We start from the raw sequence: 18,416 nt of genomic DNA, 5'->3' as shown, positions 1-18,416 counted from the left end.
GCGTCCTTTATGACAATTCTCCGGACGAACTGCACGCGGAAAAACATTAAATGTTGGTCACATAAGGAGGATAGCGCGCGTTTGCTCAACCTTGCCGGAGCGCTTCCAGATCGCGTATGCGCGCTTCGCTTTCGGCTTCGAGCGCGCCTGTCAGTTCGCCGATCAGGCGCTCCGCGACAACGAAAAGTGCCGCGGAGGAATCCCAGGCGGATGGCACGGCGGTGCGCCCCGCGATGACATGGCGCGCAAAGCGCGCGATCGGCGACAGCCATTGATCGGTCAGGAGAATGATATGGATGCCGCGCCTGCTTGCCGTTTCCGCAAAGGCCAGCAGGCTCTCCTGGTAGCGCCTGATGTCGAAGACGACGAGCACATCGCGCCTGCCCATGTCGATCAGCCGGTCGCGCCAATTGCTCTCCTGACCGGCAAGGTGGAACACGCCGGGGCGGATGATGGTCATGTGCGCGGCCATGTAACGCGCAATCGGGTCGGTGAAGCGGCCGCCGATCAGGAAGATGCTCGATCGAGGGTTCGACAGCAGCGAGACAATCTCGGCAATCTGCCTGTCGGAGAGATGCAGGAACGTGCCGCGGATGTTTTCAAGCGTCGCGTCGAGCGTTTCGGACGAGGTGTCGGCCATGGTCGTGCGGACAAGCGGCGACTGCAACTGCGCCGCCAGTTCATCCTGAAGCGCGGACTGGAACTCGGCGTAGTTGTGAAAGCCGAGTCTCGCGACGAAGCGCAGGATCGTCGGCGAACTGACCCCAGCCTGCTGGGAAAAGTCGGCCACGGTCTTCAGCCCGATCAGCGGATAGTTGGCAACCAGCGTCTGTGCGGCGCGTCGTTCGCGGGCCGGCATCGTGTCCATTCTGTCGGCAATCAGTTCTGCAATGCTGGTTGCCATTCCGGCGTTCCTCCCGGGCGTCGAACCGATACGCAGACATTGCCGCGATCGGGTTTGACAAGCTCGCGAAAAATGTATGAAATCATTCACAACTGTGCAACTGCGCAGAAGACGTATCATTCATTACGTGGTCGAAGGGCGGCCAGGCGCGATGGGAACGGCGCAGGCAAGCGAGGTCGGGGAGGAGTTCGAGGCGGTGCGGGTGACGCGCGAGGACGCCGCCGGCCAGCTTGTGATCCTGTGCGATCATGCTTCCAATTTCGTGCCCGACGAATTGGGCTCGCTTGGCCTCGGCGCCGCCGACCTTGCCAGGCATATTGCCTGGGATCCTGGCGCGCTTCCGGTGGCCCGGCTGATGGCGGAGCGCCTCGACGCCGTACTCGTCGAGTCAGGGGTTTCGCGACTGGTTGTCGACTGCAACAGGGCCTGCGATGCGCGGGATCTTGTTCCGGCGATCAGCGAGGCTACGGCGGTGCCGGGTAATCTGGCGATCGACGCGGAAGAACGGACGCGGCGCATAGCGCTGGCGCATACGCCGTTTCACGCGGCGGTGGATCGGGTGCTGGCAGGGCGTGAAGCGGCCGGCAGGGGTGCTGCCGTCATTTCGGTTCACACCTTCACCCCAGTCTACAATGGGGTTAAGCGCCCTTGGCATGTCGGTATCCTGCACGATGACGACGAGCGCCTCGCGGGACCGATGCTCGAAGCCCTGTCGCAACTTGATGGCGTGGCGGTGGGTGACAACCAGCCCTACTCCCCGGCCGACGGTGTCTACTATTCGCTTGAACGACACGCGCGGGCGCGAGGGCTACCTTGCGCGATGATCGAAATCCGCAATGATGAGGTCGCGACCGGGGCGGGCCAGACGCTATGGGCCGACCGGCTCGTGGCAGTTCTCGCACAGACGGGATATGCGGCATGAAGCGGAGGCGGGGTTGATGACCGGCGTGACCTCCAGCGGGGAGGTGCCTCGTGCCTGACGTGCTGCGCCGCTACGTACGCATGGTCGACGCGGTCAATCGCGTCGTCGGCCTGTTCGCGATGTACCTGATTTTCGCGATGATGGGCGTTCTGCTCTATTCATCCGTGATGAAGGCCGTGGCCATCCCGCCGCTTTGGACGCTGGAGATGGCCCAGTTCCTCATGGTTGGTTACTACATGCTCGGCGGCGGCTGGTCGTTGCAGAACGATGCCCATGTACGCATGGACCTGGTCTACGCGCAATGGAGCCCGCGGCGGCGGGCGGCCATCGACAGCGTCACGATCCTGTTTCTGATCTTCTATCTCGGCATGCTGCTTTATGGCGGCATCTCCAGCACCGGCTACGCACTGCGGTATGGCGAGCAGAGCTATTCGGCCTGGGCGCCCTACATGGCGCCGATCAAGATCATCATGTGCATCGGTATCGTCTTCATGATCCTGCAGGCGGTGGCGCAGCTCATACGGGACGTCGCGGCAGCGCGCGGCAGGGAGCTGTCATGAGCTACGAGATGATCGCCATCACCATGTTCTCGGGGATGATGGTGCTGCTTCTGACCGGGCAGCGCGTCTTCGGGGCGATCGGCTTCGTGGCGGTCATCTTCGCGCTTCTGCTGTGGGGCACGGGTGGCTCGGAACTCGGCTTCTCGGCCGCCATGAAGCTGATGAAGTGGTACCCGCTGCTGACGCTGCCGCTGTTCATCTACATGGGCTACATGCTGTCGGAGTCGGGCATCGCCGACGATCTCTACAAGATGTTCCATGTCTGGTTCGGGCCGGTGCGTGGCGGGCTTGCCATCGGCACGATCGGGCTGATGGTGGTGATCTCGGCGATGAACGGCCTGTCAGTCGCCGGCATGGCGATCGGCGCCACGATCGCGCTGCCAGAGTTGCTCCGGCGCGGCTACGACAAGGTGATGGTGACCGGCGTGATCCAGGCCGGATCGTCCCTTGGCATCCTCGTACCACCGAGCGTGGTGCTGGTGCTCTACGGTATGATCGCGCGCCAGCCGGTGGGCCAGCTCTGGCTCGCAGGTGTGTTTCCGGGTCTGCTGATGGCGACGCTTTTCATCGTCTACATCGCGGTGCGCTGCTGGCTGCAGCCCAACCTCGGGCCGGTGCTTCCAGCGGAAGAGCGCAACGTTTCGCTGCGCGAAAAACTCCGCTTGCTGCAGGCAGGCATCCTGCCCTTCTTCATCTTCTTCATGATGACCGGGTTGTTCCTGATGGGTTACACCAGCCTGGTGGAAAGCTCGGCGGTGGGCGCGGTGGCCGCGACCTTTGCGGCGCTGGTCAAGGGCCGGCTCACACGCCAGGTTCTGCACGACACGGTGCGCAAATCCCTGGCGGTTTCATGCATGTTCATGTGGATAATCGTCGCCGCTTTGTGCTTTGGCGCCGTCTTCGACGGACTGGGGGCCGTCAAGGCGATCGAGCATTTCTTCGTCGACCAGCTCGGACTGACGCCGTGGGAAGTGCTGATCCTGATGCAGCTCTCCTACCTGATCATGGGCATGTTTCTCGACGATACCGCGATGCTGGTCATCGTGGCGCCGCTCTATGTGCCGCTGGTCAAGCTGCTCGGCTTCGACCTGATCTGGTACGGCGTGCTCTACACCATCACCTGCCAGATCGCGTATATGACGCCGCCCTTCGGCTACAACCTTTTCCTGATGCGCGCGATGGCGCCACCGGAGATCACGCTGGGCGACATCTACCGGTCGATCATTCCGTTCGTGGCAGTGATGGTGTTCGGGCTGATCGTCGTGATGGTCTTTCCGCAGATCGCGCTGTGGCTGCCGCAGCATGTCTATCTCCGCTGATCGAAGGAACATGATGAGGAGCGCAGATTGCGAAAGGAGGTGAGGCGGGCGCTGCGCCGCGAATGCCGGCCCTGAGGGGCGGCGAGAAGAGGGTGAACGAAGAGAAGAGAGGAACAGACGATGCAGAACAGACGCCAATTCATCAAGAAGGCCGGCCTCGCCGGTGTAACCGCTGCCGGCACATCAGCGCTTGCGACGCCTTATGTGCGTGCGCAGAGCCCGATCCGCTGGCGGATGCAGACCTATGCCGGCGTGGCGCTCGCGGAACATGTCATCAAGCCGGCGATCGACGCCTTCAACAAGGTAGCCGACGGCGAAATGGTGATCGAGCTCTACACGGCCGACCAGATCGTGCCGACCGGCGAGCTCTTCCGGGCCATGCAGGCCGGGACCATCGACGCGGTGCAGAGCGACGAGGATTCGATGGCCGCGCCTGTCGACGTTTCCGTCTTCGGCGGCTACTTTCCGTCGGCGACGCGCTATTCGCTCGATGTCCCGGTGCTGTTTAATCAGTACGGGCTCAAGGAAATCTGGGAAGAGGCCTATTCGGAGGTCGAGAACGTTACCTGGCTGAGCGCCGGTTCCTGGGATCCGTGTCACTTCAATACGACCAAGCCAATTCGCAGCCTGGAAGACCTCAAGGGCCTCAGGGTCTACACCTTCCCGACCGCGGGCCGGTTCCTGAGCCAGTTCGGTGTCGTGCCGGTCAATATCCCGTATGAGGATGCCGAGGTGGCGGTTCAGACCGGCGAACTCGACGGCATGGCCTGGTCGGGCATCACCGAGGACTACACGGTGGGCTGGGCAGACGTGACCAACTATTTCCTGACCAACAACATCACCGGGGCCTGGATTGGCTCGTTCTTCGCCAACACCGAGCGCTGGAACGCCATTCCCGAGCGGCTGCAGACCCTGTTCCGGCTGTGCATGGATTCCTCGCATTATTACCGCCAGCACTGGTATTGGGGCGGCGAGGCCAAGCTCCGGACCGAGGGAACGAAACTCGAGCTGACGACCATTCCGGAGGCGGAGTGGAAGCAGGTCGAGGATGCGGCCGAGAAGCTGTGGGAAGAAATCGCGGGCGAAAGTGAGCGCAGCGCCCGCGTCGTGCAAATCCTGAAGAATTATCGCGACACGATGCGCAAGGCCGGTCCGCCCTACCGCTACGCGTGATGAACCCGCCGGCCGGGCAACCGCGCCCGGCCGGAACCTCCTGCCGGCGTTGCTGGCCGGGTAGATATCAGACACCATGTTGCCGGCTGGTTCGGCGGAGTTTCAAATGCCCGGAAACCTGACTTTCGCGGAACTGAAGAAGGCGGTCGCCGCCGGCGAGATCGACACGGTGCTGGCGAGCGCTGTCGACATGCAGGGGCGGCTGATCGGCAAGCGCTTCATCGGCACCTATTTCGTCGAATCCGCGCATGACGAGACGCATGGCTGCAACTACCTGCTTGCCAACGACATCGATATGGAGCCCGTGCCGGGCTACAAGGCGGCAAGCTGGACCAAGGGTTATGGCGACTTCGTCATGAAGCCGGACCTTTCGACGATCCGCCGGCTGCCGTGGCTGGAAAAGACCGCACTCGTCCTGTGCGACATCCAAGATCACGCGACCCATGCCGACCTGCCGCATTCGCCGCGAGCGATCCTGAAGGCACAGGTCGAGCGGCTGAAGGAGCGCGGCTGGCTCGCCTATTTCGCCTCCGAGCTCGAATTCTATCTTTTCGAGGAGACCTACGACTCCGCACGCGGCAAGCGCTGGCAAGGCCTCGACACCGCCTCGCCCTACATCGAGGATTACGTCATCCACCTCACCACCAAGGAGGAAGGGGTGATGCGCGCGATCCGCAACGGGATCGCGGGCGCCGGGATCCCGGTGGAAAACTCCAAGGGCGAGTGGGGGCCGGGCCAGGAGGAAATCAATGTGCGATACGCGGAGGCGCTGGAGATGGCCGACCGGCACGTGGTGCTGAAGACCGGCTGCAAGGACATCGCCAACAGCCTCGGCAAAGCCGTGACCTTCATGGCAAAATATGATTACGGACTCGCCGGTAATTCCTGCCACATCCACAACTCGCTGTGGAGCGCGGACGGCAAGACCCCTCTCTTCCATGACAAGGCGGGCGAATATTCGATGACGCCGCTGATGCGCTCCTGGGTGGCCGGGCAGCTCAAATATGCGCGCGAGTTCACTTGGTTTCTCGCGCCCTACGTCAATTCCTACAAACGCTTCCAGGTCGGCACCTTCGCGCCGACCAAGATCGTGTGGAGCCGCGACAACCGTACCGCAGGCTTCCGGCTGTGTGGGGAAGGTACGAAGGGTATCCGGATCGAATGCCGGGTCGGCGGTGCCGATCTCAACCCGCATCTTGCCTTTGCCGCGCTGATCGCAGCAGGCCTTGCCGGTATTGACGAGAAGCTCGAACTGGACAAGCCGTTCGAAGGCGACGCCTACCACGGCGCGCGGCTCAAGGAGATCCCCAAGACGCTGCGCGAGGCGACCGAGGCGATGGCGAAGTCGCAGATGCTGAAGACCGCGCTCGGCGAGGAGGTGGTCGAGCACTATCTGCATACCGCCAAATGGGAGCAGTTCGAATATGATCGGCGGGTGACCGACTGGGAACTGCACAGGGGCTTTGAGAGATACTGAACGACTATGCGCCCTTCGCAGCGAAGGGTGCTTGCGCACAACCTTCAGGGAGACACCCTTGGAAACCGTGAAGCTGAAATCACCTGTCGACGGTTCGGTTTATGCGGAGCGGCCCGTCGCCTCTGAGCAGCAAATCAATGCAGCGGTCGAACGGGCGCGCGCCGCGCAGCTGGACTGGGCGCAAACGCCGCTCGGCGAACGCGGGAAATATCTGCTTGGCTTCCTCGACGCGCTTCTTGCCAAGAACGACGAGATCGTGCCGGAACTCGCCTGGCAGATGGGCCGGCCGGTGCGTTTCGGCGGCGAGAAGGGCGGGGTCGAGGAGCGCACCCGCTATATGGTCGACCTCGCCGAAAGCGCGTTGAGGCCGTTCGTTCCGCCGGACGAGAAACCCGGCTTCCGCCGCTACCTGAAACGAGAGCCGCTCGGCGTGGTGTTCACGATCGCGCCATGGAACTACCCGTATCTGACCGCGGTCAACTCGATTGTACCCGCCCTTATGGCCGGCAATGCTGTACTCTTGAAGCATGCAGCGCAGACGTTGCTGGTCGGCGAGCGTTTCCAGGCTGCCTTCGACAAGGCCGGTCTGCCAAAGGGGCTGTTCCAGAACCTGGTCATGAGCCATGGCCAGACGGAGAAGCTGCTCGGTTCGGGCAAGGTCGACCATTGCAACTTCACTGGCTCGGTCGGAGGTGGACGCGCGATTGAAAAGGCTGCCGCCGGCACCTTCACCACGCTTGGTCTTGAACTGGGCGGCAAGGATCCGGCCTACGTGCTGCCCGACGTCAAACTCGACCACGCGGTGGCCAATCTCGTTGACGGCGCCTTCTACAATACCGGCCAGTGCTGCTGCGGCATCGAGCGTGTCTACGTGCACGAGGACGTCTATGACGATTTCGTCGAGGGCTTCGTCGCCGAGACGAAGAACTATGTCGTCGGCAGCCCGCTCGACGAAGCGACGACGATGGGGCCAATGGCGCAGCCGCGTTTTGCCGATTTCGTGCGCGAGCAGAGGGCGGAGGCGTTGCGCAAGGGCGCGACGGCGCATATCGGCATGAAGGTGGATCGAGACCTTGAAGGCTCGCCCTATCTGGCGCCCGAAGTGCTGACCAATGTCGATCACCAGATGAGCGTCATGCGCGAGGAGAGCTTCGGCCCGATCGTAGGCATCATGAAGGTCAGGAACGACGAGGAGGCGATTGCGCTGATGAACGACAGCCCCTACGGGCTGACGGCTTCGATCTGGACGGCCGATGCCGATCATGCAGCCGCGATCGGCGATCGGGTCGAGACCGGAACGGTGTTCATGAACCGCTGCGACTATGTCGATCCGGGGCTGGTCTGGACCGGCGTCAAGGATACCGGCAAGGGCGGCGCGATGTCGGTCGTCGGCTACGAGAACCTGACCCGGCCGAAGAGCTATCACCTGCGGCAGGCAGTCTGACCTTTGCGGATGAGGACCGAACCCCCTCGTCCGGACCTTCGGGGCATCGTCTTCCCGCTGCAGGGAAGGGGCGGCCTCAACGCTGACGTCCTCCTCTCCCGATGGGGAGAGGGTGGTTTGCGAAAGCAAATCGGGTGAGGGGGCGTCCCGCAATCGGAATCTCGATCATGACCACGCCGACCGCTAACTGGAGCATTCCCACCGCCGTCCGCTTCGGCTGCGGCCGCATCGCCGAGTTGCCAGATGCGCTCGCCATAGCCGGGATCGGCAAGCCGCTTTTCGTCACCGATCCGGGATTGGCGAAGCTGCCGGTGGTCGCCGACACGTTGGCGATCCTCGACAAGGCCGGCATTGCGCATGGCGTTTTTGCCGAGGTGAAGCCGAACCCGGTGGAATCGAACCTGGCCTCCGGCGTCGACATGTTTCGCAAGGGCGGACATGACGGCGTCATCGCCTTCGGCGGCGGTTCCGCGCTCGATCTCGGCAAGCTGATCGCCTTTCAGGCCCGGCAGACGCGGCCGGTCTGGGATTTCGAGGATATCGGCGACTGGTGGACGCGCGCCGACGCGACGGCGATCGCGCCGATCGTCGCGGTACCGACAACGGCAGGCACCGGCTCCGAGGTCGGGCGCGCCGGCGTGCTCACCAACGAGGCGACCCACACCAAGAAGGTGATCTTCCACCCGAAGATGCTGCCGGCGGTGGTCATCGCTGATCCGGAACTGACGGTCGGGATGCCGCCCTTCATCACGGCGGGCACCGGCATGGACGCGCTCGCCCATTGTCTTGAGGCCTATTGCGCCCCGGGCTATCACCCGATGGCCGACGGCATCGCCGCCGAGGGCGTGCGGCTGGTGCTGGAGAACCTGCCGAAAGCGTTTGCCGACGGCAAGGATATTGGAGCACGGGCCAGCATGATGTCGGCGGCGGCGATGGGCGCCACCGCTTTCCAGAAGGGGCTCGGCGCGATCCATTCGCTGTCGCACCCGATCGGCGCGCTCTACGACACCCATCACGGCATGACCAACGCGGTGTTCATGCCTTACGTCCTTGCGGCGAACCGGAACGCAATCGCAGATCGTATCGAGCGACTTGCCGCCTATTGCGGCATCGCAGGAGGCTTCGACGGTTTCGCGACGAGAATCCTAGCGCTTCGGCAAGAGCTCAAGATCCCGCATGCGCTCGGTGGGCTGATCCAGGGGCTCGACATGAACGAGGCGCGCAAGGACCTGATCGCCGAGATGGCGATCGTCGACCCGACCGCCGGCGGCAACCCGGTCAAGCTCACCAGGGAATTGGCGCGTTCGCTGCTGGAGGACGCAGTTTCGGGCACCCTGTGACTGCAATTTCACCACCGGTCCCCCATGCTCTTGCCAGTGAAGGCCGGCTGTCGATACTGCGGCGATGGCGACACAGAAGCTCGGCGACTATCAGCGCAAGCGCGATTTTTCCAGAACCGGCGAGCCGGAAGGCCAGGAGACCGCTGCCTCCGGCAACCGCTTCGTCATGCACAAGCATTCGGCCAGCGCGGACCATTATGATCTTCGTCTTGAACTTGATGGCGTGCTGAAAAGCTGGGCGGTGCCGAAAGGGCCATCGCTCAACCCTGATGACAAGCGACTGGCGGTCGAGACCGAAGACCACCCGCTCGAATATATCGATTTCGAGGGGGTCATCCCCGAGGGCGAGTATGGCGGCGGTCCGATGATCGTCTGGGACACCGGCGTCTGGGCGCCGATGGATGATGCGGAGAAAAGCCTCGCCGCCGGCGCCTTCAAGTTCCGTCTTGCCGGGGCAAAGCTCAATGGCGGCTGGATGCTGACCCGGCTGAAGCCCAAGCCGGGCGAGGGGGCCAAGAAGAACTGGCTGCTTTTCAAGGAGCGCGACCGGGCCGCCGACCGCGAGTTGGACATTATCGAGGCACGGCCGGAGAGCGTCAAAAGCGGACGCCGCATCGAAGACCTGGTGGCGCCGGAACGATTGCCGGCGAAGCCGCCCAAGCTCGTGCCGGGGCGGCTGTCGGGTGCCGTCCGATCCGCCATGCCGGAACGAGTCTCTCCGCAGTTGGCGACGCCCGCCGAGCGGCCACCGTCGGACAAGGACTGGCTGCACGAGATCAAGTTCGACGGCTACCGTACGATCGCCCTCGTCGACGAGGGCAAGGCCCGGCTCATGACCCGCAAGGGGCTCGACTGGACCAAACGCTACGGCGACGTCGGGCAGGCCTTTGCCGGCCTGCCCTGCAAGGAGGCTGTCATCGACGGCGAGATCGTGGCGCTCGACGACAGGGGCGTCAGCCGCTTTTCCCTGCTGCAGCAGGCGCTTTCCGACGGCGCCGGCAACAGGCTCGTCTTCTATGCCTTCGACCTGATCCACCTCGACGGCTGGGACCTGCGCAAGGTATCGCTCGTCAAGCGCAAGGATTTGCTGTCACGCCTGCTCGCCGGGCAGGTTTCGGCTCGATCGCCGATCCAGTTCAGCGACCATGTCGCCGGCGACGGCGCGGCCCTCTTCGATCAGGCATCTGAGCTCGGGCTGGAAGGCATCATCTCCAAGGATGCGCGGGCACCCTACCGGGAAGAGCGCACCCGCTCCTGGCTGAAGGTGAAGGCGCTGCAGTCGGGTGATTTCGTGATTGCCGGCTACACCGTGTCGGAAGCCGCCGAGGGCCTTGCGGCACTGGCACTCGGCGAATGGGAAAATGGCGAACTGCAATATCGTGGCAAGGTCGGCTCCGGCTTCGATGCGGCCGCGCTCGCCGATCTCCTGAACAGGCTGGAACCGCTGAGCGACGGCGCCGCGAACCTTGACGGAGCTCCGAAGGATGTAATCGCGGTGCGGCCGGTGCTGACCGCGCATATCCACTACGCCAACCGCACCGCCGACAACATGCTGCGCCACGCCGTCTACAAGGGGTTGCGCGAGGCCGAGCTTTCCGGGACGAAAGCCGAGCCGCGCGAGAGGCTGATCACCGACGCCGACCTTGCCTCGATCTGGGTCACCAACCCGACCCGGCGCCTTTTTGGCAAGTCGGGCCCGACCAAGCTCGATATCGCGGTCTATTACGCACTTGTCGGCGACTTCATGCTGCCGCATATCCTCGGCCGGCCGGTGTCGCTGGTGCGCTGCCCGACCGGCAAGCCGCAAGACTGCTTTTTTCAGCGCCACGCCTTCTCCGGCATGCCGAGTTCAGTGGCGACATTCCAGTCGACCAATTCGGACGGTGAGACCAAGTCCTACCTGTCCGTCGAAGGAGTGAAGGGTTATCTGGCGTTGGCGCAGTTCGGCGTAGTCGAGTTCCATATCTGGGGCACGACGGCCAAGCGACTGGAGAAGGCCGACCGCATGGTCTTCGACCTGGATCCAGGCGAGGGCGTGGAATGGCGCGAGATGGTCGAAGCCGCGGTCCACATCAAGGGCGAACTGGAGGCGATGGGGCTTGCGCCCTTCGTCAAGACGTCGGGCGGCAAGGGCCTGCACATCACGGTGCCGGTGAAGGCGAAGCTCAGCTGGAAGCAGCTGCATCAGCGCTCCGGTGGCATCGCGGCTGCGATCGCGGCGACTGCCCCTGACACCTTCACGACCAATATGGCGAAGGACAAGCGCCGCAATCGCATCTTCGTCGACTTTCACCGCAACGCGCGCGGCGCGACGGCCGTGGCGCCCTACTCGCTTCGGGCGAGAACCAACCTGCCGGCCTCCACACCGCTCTCTTGGAGCGATCTGGAATCCATCGACGCCCCAGAGGATTTGAACTATTCTTCGCTTCCGGGGTTGTTAACCAGTTCAGGCGATCCTTGGGCCGATATCTCGGATTTCGCCCGGGAAATGCCGCCCCCGTCGAATGCTGGGGCGTAGTCGCGTTTGCGTAGGAGACGGTCATGGCGCCAAGAGCCAGTTGGAAGGGTTATCTGAAACTGAGCCTTGTGAGCTGCCCGGTGCGGCTCTACCCGGCGACAAGCTCCAAAGACCGCATCACCTTCAACCAGCTCCACAAGGACACGCATAACCGGATCAACATGAAGCCGGTGGACCCGGAACTTGGCCTCGTTGAGCGCAGCGATCTCGTGAAGGGCTATGAATATGAGGACAACCAGTACGTCATTATCGAGCCGTCCGATCTCGATGCGGTAAAGATCGAGTCCAACCACACGATGAATATCGAAGCGTTCGTCGATGAGGAGTCGGTCGACACGATCTATCTCGACACGCCCTATTATCTGGCGCCAGACGGGGCCATGGCGGAAGAGACCTTCGTCGTGTTGCGCGAGGCGCTCAGGAAGTCCGGAAAGCTGGCGATCGCGCGGCTGGTGTTGTCGAGCCGCGAGCGCGTCATCACCATCTCACCGCGCGAGACCGGCATGTTCGTGTGCACGCTGCGCAATCCCAACGAGGTGCGGGGAACTGCCGAATATTTCGGCAACATCCCCGTCGGCGAACCCGACAAGGAAATGCTGGCTCTGGCCGAGCAGCTGATCGAGCAGCGGTCGACGGAGTTCGATCCCAAGGACTATGAGGATCGCTACGAGATCGCGCTGATGGACATGATCAAGGAGAAGCTGAAGGGCCACAAGCCGATCGTGGCGGCCGCGCCGGAGCGCGGCAACGTGGTCAATCTGATGGATGCCTTGAAGGCGAGCCTGTCGCAGCAGAAGCCGCCGGCCAAGAGCAAATCCAAGGGCGAAGCCGCGTCGAAATCCGCCGGCAAGGCAGCGACGAAGTCGACGGCCAAGAAACCCGCCCGGAAGAAGGCGTGACGCCGCTTACCGGATATTCCTTAGGCATCGTCGGCGCATTGGCCGCCTTCCCGCGGCGGCTGGCCGCGCGGGAAGTCTCCCGGCGCAACGGGCGCCTGCGAAGCGGGATCAGCCGGCGTACAACTCATGTGGTCGTCGGACGCAAGCTTCTGGCGCGCGCCAGCGATGGCGACATCGAGGTGCGCATCAAGACCCTGCGCGAGGGCGGCCGCTCTCTCTTAAGCGAAAACGGATTCCTGAGGCTTCTCGGATTGCGCGAGGCCCCGGCGGCACCTGCGATGACGCGTGCGGCGCTGATCGAACAGTCGCGGCTTGCCGAGCGCGATTTCGAGCTTCTGGCCCTGTTCGACGCATTCGAACACGACGACGAGCCCTTCTCGTTTCGCGACCTGATCCTGTCGAAGAAATATGCCGGGCTGATCGCCGGCGGCGCCAGTTGGGGTGCGATCGTCCGGTCGATCCACCGCTCGCAGGGCGGCGTGACCTCGCTGACCGCGCTGTCGCTGGAAACGGAGGGCGGCGAAGCAATCTATGCGCGCCTCGGCGAACAGCTCAGCGAACTCGATGGTCAGATGCTCCTTCCCATCGATCCAGGCGAAGACGACGAGCTCGACGCGCTGTTCGAGCGGGCGGAGGAAGCCGAGGCCGAGGACCGCTTCGAGGAAGCGGCGACGCTGTATCAGCGCTGTCTGGCGATTGATCCGAAAGATGCCGACGCCGCGTTCAACCGGGCCAACTGCCTGGTCGAAACCGGCAACACGGAGGAGGCGCGCCGTTCCTTCCTGCTGGCGCTGAAGCTTGATCCGGGCTTCGTCGAAGCGTGGTTCAACCTGGCGGCGCTCTGCAAGGCACACGGACAGATTGTTGCGGCCCGCAAGCATCTCGAAAGGGCAGTAGCTATCGACGGTAGCTATGCCGACGCGGTCTACAACCTGGCGACGATCGCTTTCGAGGAAGGTGAATTGCCCGAGGCACGGCGGCTGTGGTCGCGCTATCTTGAGCTCGATTCCGGGTCGGAGTGGGCGCGCAACGCAGCCAGGGGGCTGCAATATGTCGATCTGGAGCTCTCACGCCGGAACGCCAGCTGAATGGCTACACGTTTTCTTATCGACGGGCCGGCGGATGCAGACACGACCGTTCTCTTGGCGCATGGGGCCGGTGCGCCGATGGATTCGGCGGTCCTAAACGCCACCGCCGCAGCTTTCGCCGAGGTCGGGCTGCGCGTCGCGCGGTTCGAATTCTCCTACATGGCGGCACGCCGCACGGATGATGCGCGCAAGCCGCCACCGCGCGCCGACAGGTTGACGGTCGAATATGAGGACGCCGTGCGTGAACTCGGCATCGCCGGCCCACTGATCATTGGCGGCAAGTCGATGGGCGCCAGGGTGGCGAGCATGGTCGCCGACGGACTGTTCGAGCGCGGGGCGATCAACGGCCTCCTCTGCATCGGCTATCCGTTTCACCCACCCGGAAAGCCGGAACAACTGAGGACGAAACATCTCGCCGAATTGAAGACGCCGACGCTGATCTGCCAGGGCACGCGCGATCCGTTCGGCGTGCCCGGAGAGGTTGCAGGATACCGCCTTTCGGACGGCATCGAGGTGCTGTGGCTGGAGGATGGCGACCACGATCTGAAGCCGCGCAAGAAGGTTTCGGGTTTGTCAGTGGCCGACCATCTGAAGACGATGGCCGGTGCAGTGGCGGCGTTCGCGGCCCGGTTGTCGCACTGACTGCGGCGGTCATGAAGATCGCGACCTTCAACATCAACGGCATCAACAAGCGCTTGAAGAACCTGCTGGACTGGCTGGCGGAGGCGGAGCCGGACGTCGTCAGTCTGCAGGAGCTAAAGGCCACTGATACGAAGTTTCCGGGGGCGGCGATCGAAAGGGCGGGATACGGCGCGGTGTGGCGCGGACAAACGGCATGGAATGGCGTTGCTATCCTGGCGCGCGGCACGGTACCGGTCCCGACCCAGTTGGAGCTTCCCGGTGATGGCGGTGACCGGCAGGCACGCTATCTCGAAGCGGCCGTGAACGGCGTTCTGGTGACGTCGATCTACGCGCCTAACGGCAATCCGCAGCCGGGCCCGAAGTTCGACTATAAACTTGCCTGGAACGACCGGCTGCTCGCGCATGCGGCGGAACTGATGGCAGCCGACGTGCCCGTAGTGCTGGCCGGGGACTACAACATCGTCCCGGAGCCCCGCGATATCTACGAGACGCGCTCCTATGACGACAACGCACTGGTGCAGCCGCAATGCCGCAAGGCGTTTCAGCGGCTTCTGGAGCTCGGCTGGACCGATGCCATCCGCGAAGCGTTCCCAGACGAGACCGTCTATACGTTCTGGGACTACAAGCGCAACCGATGGCCACGCAATGCCGGCCTGCGTCTGGATCATTTGCTCTTGAGCCCACAGGCCGGCACGCGGCTGGTCGAGGCGGGGATAGACCGTCACATACGCAGCAGGGATGGCGCGAGTGACCACGCGCCAGCGTGGATCAGGCTGGAATAGACGGCGTGTGATGATTACCGCTCACCGCGCGGCACCAGCCAGCCCGTAGGCTCCTCAATGACCTGGGGCCTCGTCCTCGGTGTCGTCTGTGCCGCCGCTGGGTTCGAAACGCGCTATCCACAAGCTGACGCGCCGGGCACGTTGCATGTCGCCGAAGTGTTCGGCGCGTCGCTTCTCCTGGCGCAATGCAGGACGGCAAGGCGACGCCCAGGGGATCGTTGCCGGCTGTAAGTGCGGTAGCCGCGCGCTTCTTCTCCGCGACCGCCTCGGGATGCCCGTAGGTGTCGAGGAGCCGCTGGAAACTCTCGAAAAGCTCAGCGTCGAAATCACGATCTTCTCCCATCGCACCAATCACTGGGCTGCCGGGGTGCAGCGAACCGAGCGGCATCGTCGAGCGGCTGACGCGGTGCTCGAAATGAAGCCATGCTGGATGATGTCGCCGCAAGCCGTTGCCCGCGCGACGTCATTTTCATCTCCACCGTATGGGGCCCTGGAAAGCCGGGCGATGCCGTGGCGCAGCGATTTGGTCCTATCAACGGGATTGCCGGGAGATTTGTACTCGGCCCGAAAGGAGTTATCTCGCCCCGCTAGCCCGTCGCGACCAGCCGGCTGGCCAGATTGACCGTGTCGCCGATGGCCGTATAGCTCAGTCGCTCGGCCGAACCGATGTTGCCGATCAGCGCCACCCCCGTGTGGATACCGATCCTGACCCGCGGCGCACCGTCGCCTTCGGGCCGGGGCAGCCGGTCGCGTATCGCCACGGCAGCCCGGCAGGCGCGCAGGGCGTGGTCGGGAACCTCGCCGGGCGCGTTCCAGATCGCCATCACCGCGTCGCCGATGAACTTGTCCACGATCCCGCCCTCGCGGTGGACAGCCTCGGTGGCGATGGTCAGGAACTGGGTCAGATAGGGCTCGACGTCGGGACCCAGCCGCTGCGCAAGTTCGGTGAAGCCCGGAAGGTCGGCGAACATGACGGTGACCTCACGCCAGGTTCCTCCGGGTCTCGGCTCTAGGCCCCCGTCGACGAGCGGGCGGACGATGTCGAGCGGCATATAGCGCGAGAACGCCGAAAGGCCGGCGGCCATGTTGCGCAGCGCCAGCGAGAGGTCGTTCAGTTCGGCAAGAAATGTCGGGCGATGTCGGATACGCTCGAACGCGAACCGCTCGACCTTGCGCAACTCTTCAACAAGCACCGCGACGGGGCGCGAGAAGAGCAAGTTGGCGAAGACCGCGGCGCTTGCGGCGGCGGTCAGCGACAGCGCAATCACCGTCGCAAAGACCACACGCGTGCTTCGGTCTATCTCAGCCGTAAAGGCGGAACGCGGGATAGCCGTTGCCAGACGCCATTTACCGAAGGGCAGCGGCATGGCCGAGACATGCACAGGCGAGGAGCAGATGTTTCGCGCGACGTCAGGCCCCATCGCTCCGCGTCTTGTCAAAAACGTTGCGGCATCATTTAGCGAAGCGCTAGCCGGTCAAGTGACTTTCGCTATCGGTGCACTGAGACCCGCAACATTTACTTTCACGGGAGTGCTCAGCATCTGCTGTCGTTTCCTACGCGGGTTGCGGCAGACAGTTGTCGGCAAGGAGTTTCTTGGTCATCACGGGTGCTGAATGGCAGCTTGTTGCAAAGCCCAGCCGATGACGGACAGTCCGAGGCCGGCCCCCAAGTCAACCGATCCGCTTCGCGCCCCCACTCTGGACATTAAGTTCAAGATCGACAGAGCTTCGAAGCACACATTCCGTAGCATGGAGCGCGAAGGTCGAGGGCACGGATGTTTCAAGAGCAGAAATCAGCCCGTTGAGTCGGTCAGTTTGCCGTGACGAGGCTCGACACGATTCGGGCAGTCGCGGGGGCAAGCGTCAATCCAAGATGGCCGTGGCCGAAGGCCAATATGATATCACTGCCTTTTTGCGATGGTCTGACAACCGGGATTGAGTCTGGCATGGAGGGGCGGAAGCCGAACTAGGTCCGGTCCGGTGACCCAATGTTCGGGAACAGGGAACGCGCGCCGCGCTCGAGCATCTTGTGGCGGTTCGGATCGGGTGGCAGCTTGAGGCTCCCAAGCTCGACCGTGCCCGCCATCCGCATGCGCCCGTGCATTGGTACTGCGTAGAACCCGCGAGAAACCGAACACACGACCCGTCTGATTGGCGCGGCGTCCATGTCATATTCGATGTGGTAGCCGCGCTCGGTGTCCAACGGGAGACGATCCTGCGCAGCCAACTGGCGCGAATGCGCAACCGCGGTGCCGAAACCACGCCGAGGCGGATTCCCGGTGCGACACATTTCGACAGGCTGGTGATGTAGACGGTGATGTCCGGGTGATTCTCGGCAAAGCTCGGCTGTGGATCGGCAAGAAGCGGGCGATAGACGTCGTCCTCGACGATCGTTGCCCGGTAGCTCCGCGCGATCTCCGCCAGCAAGCTTCGAGGCTGCGATCTGGTGAAGATCAAGATCGGCACTCTCGTAACAGGCCAGGAGGTGCGGAAATGGTCGTCCAGTAGAAAGCTGGGCGTCCTGTCCAGTTCGAGATTACGGCTGACGTAAGGGCAAGTTTGCTCGCGTGGCTTGAACGAAGAGGCGGCACGATCGATGACCTCGCCTTTCCCAGCCGGGTCGATCACGCCGATCATATTAGCACCCGCCAGTACGCAAGACTGGTCGATGAGTGGGTCTCTGCGATTGGGCTGCGCCGCGAAGACTACGGCACGCACTCACTACGTCGCACGAAGGCGGCAATGATCTACAAGGCTACTGGCAATCTTCGTGCGATCCAGAACTTGCTCGGGCCATACAAAGATCGAGAACACAGTGAGGTATCTGGGGGTAGACATCGAGGATGCTCTGGAATTGGCAGAGCACCACTGAAATTTGACGTGCGCGGCTTCGTGCCGAGCGGGCCGCGTATGTCGGGGACAGCAGCAAAGCGCGCCCGGTCCCGGACGTACAGGCGAACTTTGCCTTCGCCTCAAAGCGGCCGGTCGAACTGATGCAAATTCGATGGCCGATCCGCGCCATCAGGTCGCCGCGACGTATGGCCCGTTTGAACCGCTCGCTGGGCATGGCACAGGGCTTCATCGCCTACCGCATGACCATATTTGTCGTTGATGGTCTTGAAGTGGTCGAGGTCGATGATGAGCATGCTGGCTGGGGTTTCGTCGCGCTTCAGCCCGGTGAGTTTGTCCGTTACCGCCAGACTTTTCAGCTTGAACTCCATGAGCTTTTCTTGGCAGCCAACTGCTTGGTCATGGACATCATTCTCGACACCTTGGTCGGCGCGGATGCCAACGATTGGTTGATTACACAGATCGGTCGGTGCGAGGTCGGCCGGTAAGTGGTACAGC

General features: G+C 63.2%; 17 protein-coding genes and 2 pseudogenes. 13 read left to right on the top strand and 6 right to left on the bottom strand.

All coding sequences use genetic code 11. From position 1 onward, the window contains the following. Positions 1-85: 85 nt before the first annotated feature. Positions 86-904: a MurR/RpiR family transcriptional regulator gene (locus tag FQ775_RS14795; protein ID WP_146301725.1), complete on the bottom strand. Its 819-nt coding sequence runs from the start codon at positions 902-904 to the stop codon at positions 86-88. 151 nt (positions 905-1,055) lie between these two features. On the opposite strand from FQ775_RS14795, the gene FQ775_RS14790 reads away from it, so the two are divergent. From FQ775_RS14790 to FQ775_RS14735, 12 genes are all read left to right on the top strand, one after another. Beyond that, positions 1,056-1,826, top strand: a complete 771-nt coding sequence (locus FQ775_RS14790) for an N-formylglutamate amidohydrolase (RefSeq protein WP_146302132.1) — start codon at positions 1,056-1,058, stop codon at positions 1,824-1,826. A gap of 50 nt (positions 1,827-1,876) precedes the next feature. Beyond that, a complete protein-coding gene (locus FQ775_RS14785; RefSeq protein ID WP_206064758.1) occupies positions 1,877-2,386 on the top strand; it encodes a TRAP transporter small permease subunit in 510 nt (169 codons plus the stop codon). After that, entirely contained in the window at positions 2,383-3,705 is a 1,323-nt protein-coding gene (locus FQ775_RS14780; RefSeq protein WP_146301724.1) for a TRAP transporter large permease, read from the top strand. Before FQ775_RS14785 ends, FQ775_RS14780 begins: the two co-directional genes overlap by 4 nt. A 120-nt stretch (positions 3,706-3,825) precedes the next feature. Beyond that, positions 3,826-4,878 (top strand): TRAP transporter substrate-binding protein, encoded by a 1,053-nt coding sequence (locus FQ775_RS14775; protein ID WP_146301723.1) that lies wholly within the window; start codon positions 3,826-3,828, stop codon positions 4,876-4,878. A gap of 106 nt (positions 4,879-4,984) precedes the next feature. Beyond that, positions 4,985-6,355 carry a glutamine synthetase family protein gene (locus FQ775_RS14770; protein ID WP_146301722.1) on the top strand — a complete coding sequence of 457 codons (1,371 nt, stop codon included), beginning with the start codon at positions 4,985-4,987 and terminating at the stop codon, positions 6,353-6,355. 58 nt (positions 6,356-6,413) lie between these two features. Further along, positions 6,414-7,799 carry an aldehyde dehydrogenase family protein gene (locus FQ775_RS14765; protein WP_146301721.1) on the top strand — a complete coding sequence of 462 codons (1,386 nt, stop codon included), beginning with the start codon at positions 6,414-6,416 and terminating at the stop codon, positions 7,797-7,799. A 167-nt stretch (positions 7,800-7,966) separates the two neighbouring features. Beyond that, a complete protein-coding gene (locus FQ775_RS14760) occupies positions 7,967-9,139 on the top strand; it encodes an iron-containing alcohol dehydrogenase (RefSeq protein ID WP_146301720.1) in 1,173 nt (390 codons plus the stop codon). Between the two features lie 64 nt (positions 9,140-9,203). Next, entirely contained in the window at positions 9,204-11,657 is a 2,454-nt protein-coding gene (gene ligD, locus FQ775_RS14755; RefSeq protein WP_146301719.1) for a DNA ligase D, read from the top strand. Positions 11,658-11,680: 23 nt separating this feature from the next. Beyond that, a complete protein-coding gene (gene ku / locus FQ775_RS14750; RefSeq protein WP_146301718.1) occupies positions 11,681-12,556 on the top strand; it encodes a non-homologous end joining protein Ku in 876 nt (291 codons plus the stop codon). Further along, complete coding sequence (locus FQ775_RS14745) at positions 12,553-13,644, top strand: tetratricopeptide repeat protein (RefSeq protein WP_146301717.1); 1,092 nt, start codon at positions 12,553-12,555, stop codon at positions 13,642-13,644. The genes ku and FQ775_RS14745 overlap by 4 nt, the downstream gene beginning before the upstream one ends. After that, a complete protein-coding gene (locus FQ775_RS14740) occupies positions 13,645-14,286 on the top strand; it encodes an alpha/beta hydrolase family protein (RefSeq protein ID WP_146301716.1) in 642 nt (213 codons plus the stop codon). It abuts the gene before it with no gap. A gap of 11 nt (positions 14,287-14,297) precedes the next feature. Then, positions 14,298-15,068 carry an exodeoxyribonuclease III gene (locus FQ775_RS14735; RefSeq protein WP_146301715.1) on the top strand — a complete coding sequence of 257 codons (771 nt, stop codon included), beginning with the start codon at positions 14,298-14,300 and terminating at the stop codon, positions 15,066-15,068. Here FQ775_RS14735 and FQ775_RS24185 read toward each other — a convergent pair. The 4 genes and pseudogenes from FQ775_RS24185 to FQ775_RS24000 form a co-directional block, all read right to left on the bottom strand. Then, positions 15,055-15,513, bottom strand: coding sequence for a DUF6925 family protein (locus FQ775_RS24185; protein WP_432420026.1), 459 nt, complete (start codon positions 15,511-15,513; stop codon positions 15,055-15,057). The two genes, FQ775_RS14735 and FQ775_RS24185, sit on opposite strands and share 14 nt — an antisense overlap. Positions 15,514-15,655: 142 nt before the next feature. Further along, complete coding sequence (locus tag FQ775_RS14730) at positions 15,656-16,351, bottom strand: adenylate/guanylate cyclase domain-containing protein (protein ID WP_349291480.1); 696 nt, start codon at positions 16,349-16,351, stop codon at positions 15,656-15,658. Between the two features lie 527 nt (positions 16,352-16,878). Then, a pseudogene (locus FQ775_RS24005) lies at positions 16,879-17,019 on the bottom strand (FAD-dependent oxidoreductase); the annotation flags it as partial. 15 nt (positions 17,020-17,034) lie between these two features. Beyond that, entirely contained in the window at positions 17,035-17,271 is a 237-nt protein-coding gene (locus tag FQ775_RS24000) for an FAD-dependent oxidoreductase (protein ID WP_246730141.1), read from the bottom strand. A gap of 219 nt (positions 17,272-17,490) precedes the next feature. Between FQ775_RS24000 and FQ775_RS14720 the strand changes: the two are divergent. After that, a pseudogene (locus FQ775_RS14720) lies at positions 17,491-17,940 on the top strand (tyrosine-type recombinase/integrase); the annotation flags it as partial. Positions 17,941-18,040: 100 nt separating this feature from the next. Here FQ775_RS14720 and FQ775_RS14715 read toward each other — a convergent pair. Beyond that, positions 18,041-18,214, bottom strand: a complete 174-nt coding sequence (locus FQ775_RS14715; RefSeq protein WP_246730382.1) for a diguanylate cyclase — start codon at positions 18,212-18,214, stop codon at positions 18,041-18,043. Positions 18,215-18,416: the final 202 nt, after the last annotated feature.

It is taken from the genome of Nitratireductor mangrovi (assembly GCF_007922615.2).
Lineage (GTDB): Bacteria > Pseudomonadota > Alphaproteobacteria > Rhizobiales > Rhizobiaceae > Mangrovimarina > Mangrovimarina mangrovi.
Note: the sequence above shows the minus strand (reverse complement) of the source record. Positions and strands in the feature narration are given on the sequence as shown.

Bases quoted from the DNA above. Each gene is read 5' to 3' on its own strand.
- FQ775_RS14795 (WP_146301725.1), bottom strand. From the start codon at position 904: ATGGCAACCAGCATTGCAGAACTGATTGCCGACAGAATGGACACGATG.
- FQ775_RS14790 (WP_146302132.1), top strand. From the start codon at position 1,056: ATGGGAACGGCGCAGGCAAGCGAGGTCGGGGAGGAGTTCGAGGCGGTG.
- FQ775_RS14780 (WP_146301724.1), top strand. From the start codon at position 2,383: ATGAGCTACGAGATGATCGCCATCACCATGTTCTCGGGGATGATGGTG.
- FQ775_RS14775 (WP_146301723.1), top strand. From the start codon at position 3,826: ATGCAGAACAGACGCCAATTCATCAAGAAGGCCGGCCTCGCCGGTGTA.
- FQ775_RS14770 (WP_146301722.1), top strand. From the start codon at position 4,985: ATGCCCGGAAACCTGACTTTCGCGGAACTGAAGAAGGCGGTCGCCGCC.
- FQ775_RS14760 (WP_146301720.1), top strand. From the start codon at position 7,967: ATGACCACGCCGACCGCTAACTGGAGCATTCCCACCGCCGTCCGCTTC.
- ligD (WP_146301719.1), top strand. From the start codon at position 9,204: ATGGCGACACAGAAGCTCGGCGACTATCAGCGCAAGCGCGATTTTTCC.
- ku (WP_146301718.1), top strand. From the start codon at position 11,681: ATGGCGCCAAGAGCCAGTTGGAAGGGTTATCTGAAACTGAGCCTTGTG.
- FQ775_RS14740 (WP_146301716.1), top strand. From the start codon at position 13,645: ATGGCTACACGTTTTCTTATCGACGGGCCGGCGGATGCAGACACGACC.
- FQ775_RS14735 (WP_146301715.1), top strand. From the start codon at position 14,298: ATGAAGATCGCGACCTTCAACATCAACGGCATCAACAAGCGCTTGAAG.
- FQ775_RS14715 (WP_246730382.1), bottom strand. From the start codon at position 18,214: ATGCTCATCATCGACCTCGACCACTTCAAGACCATCAACGACAAATAT.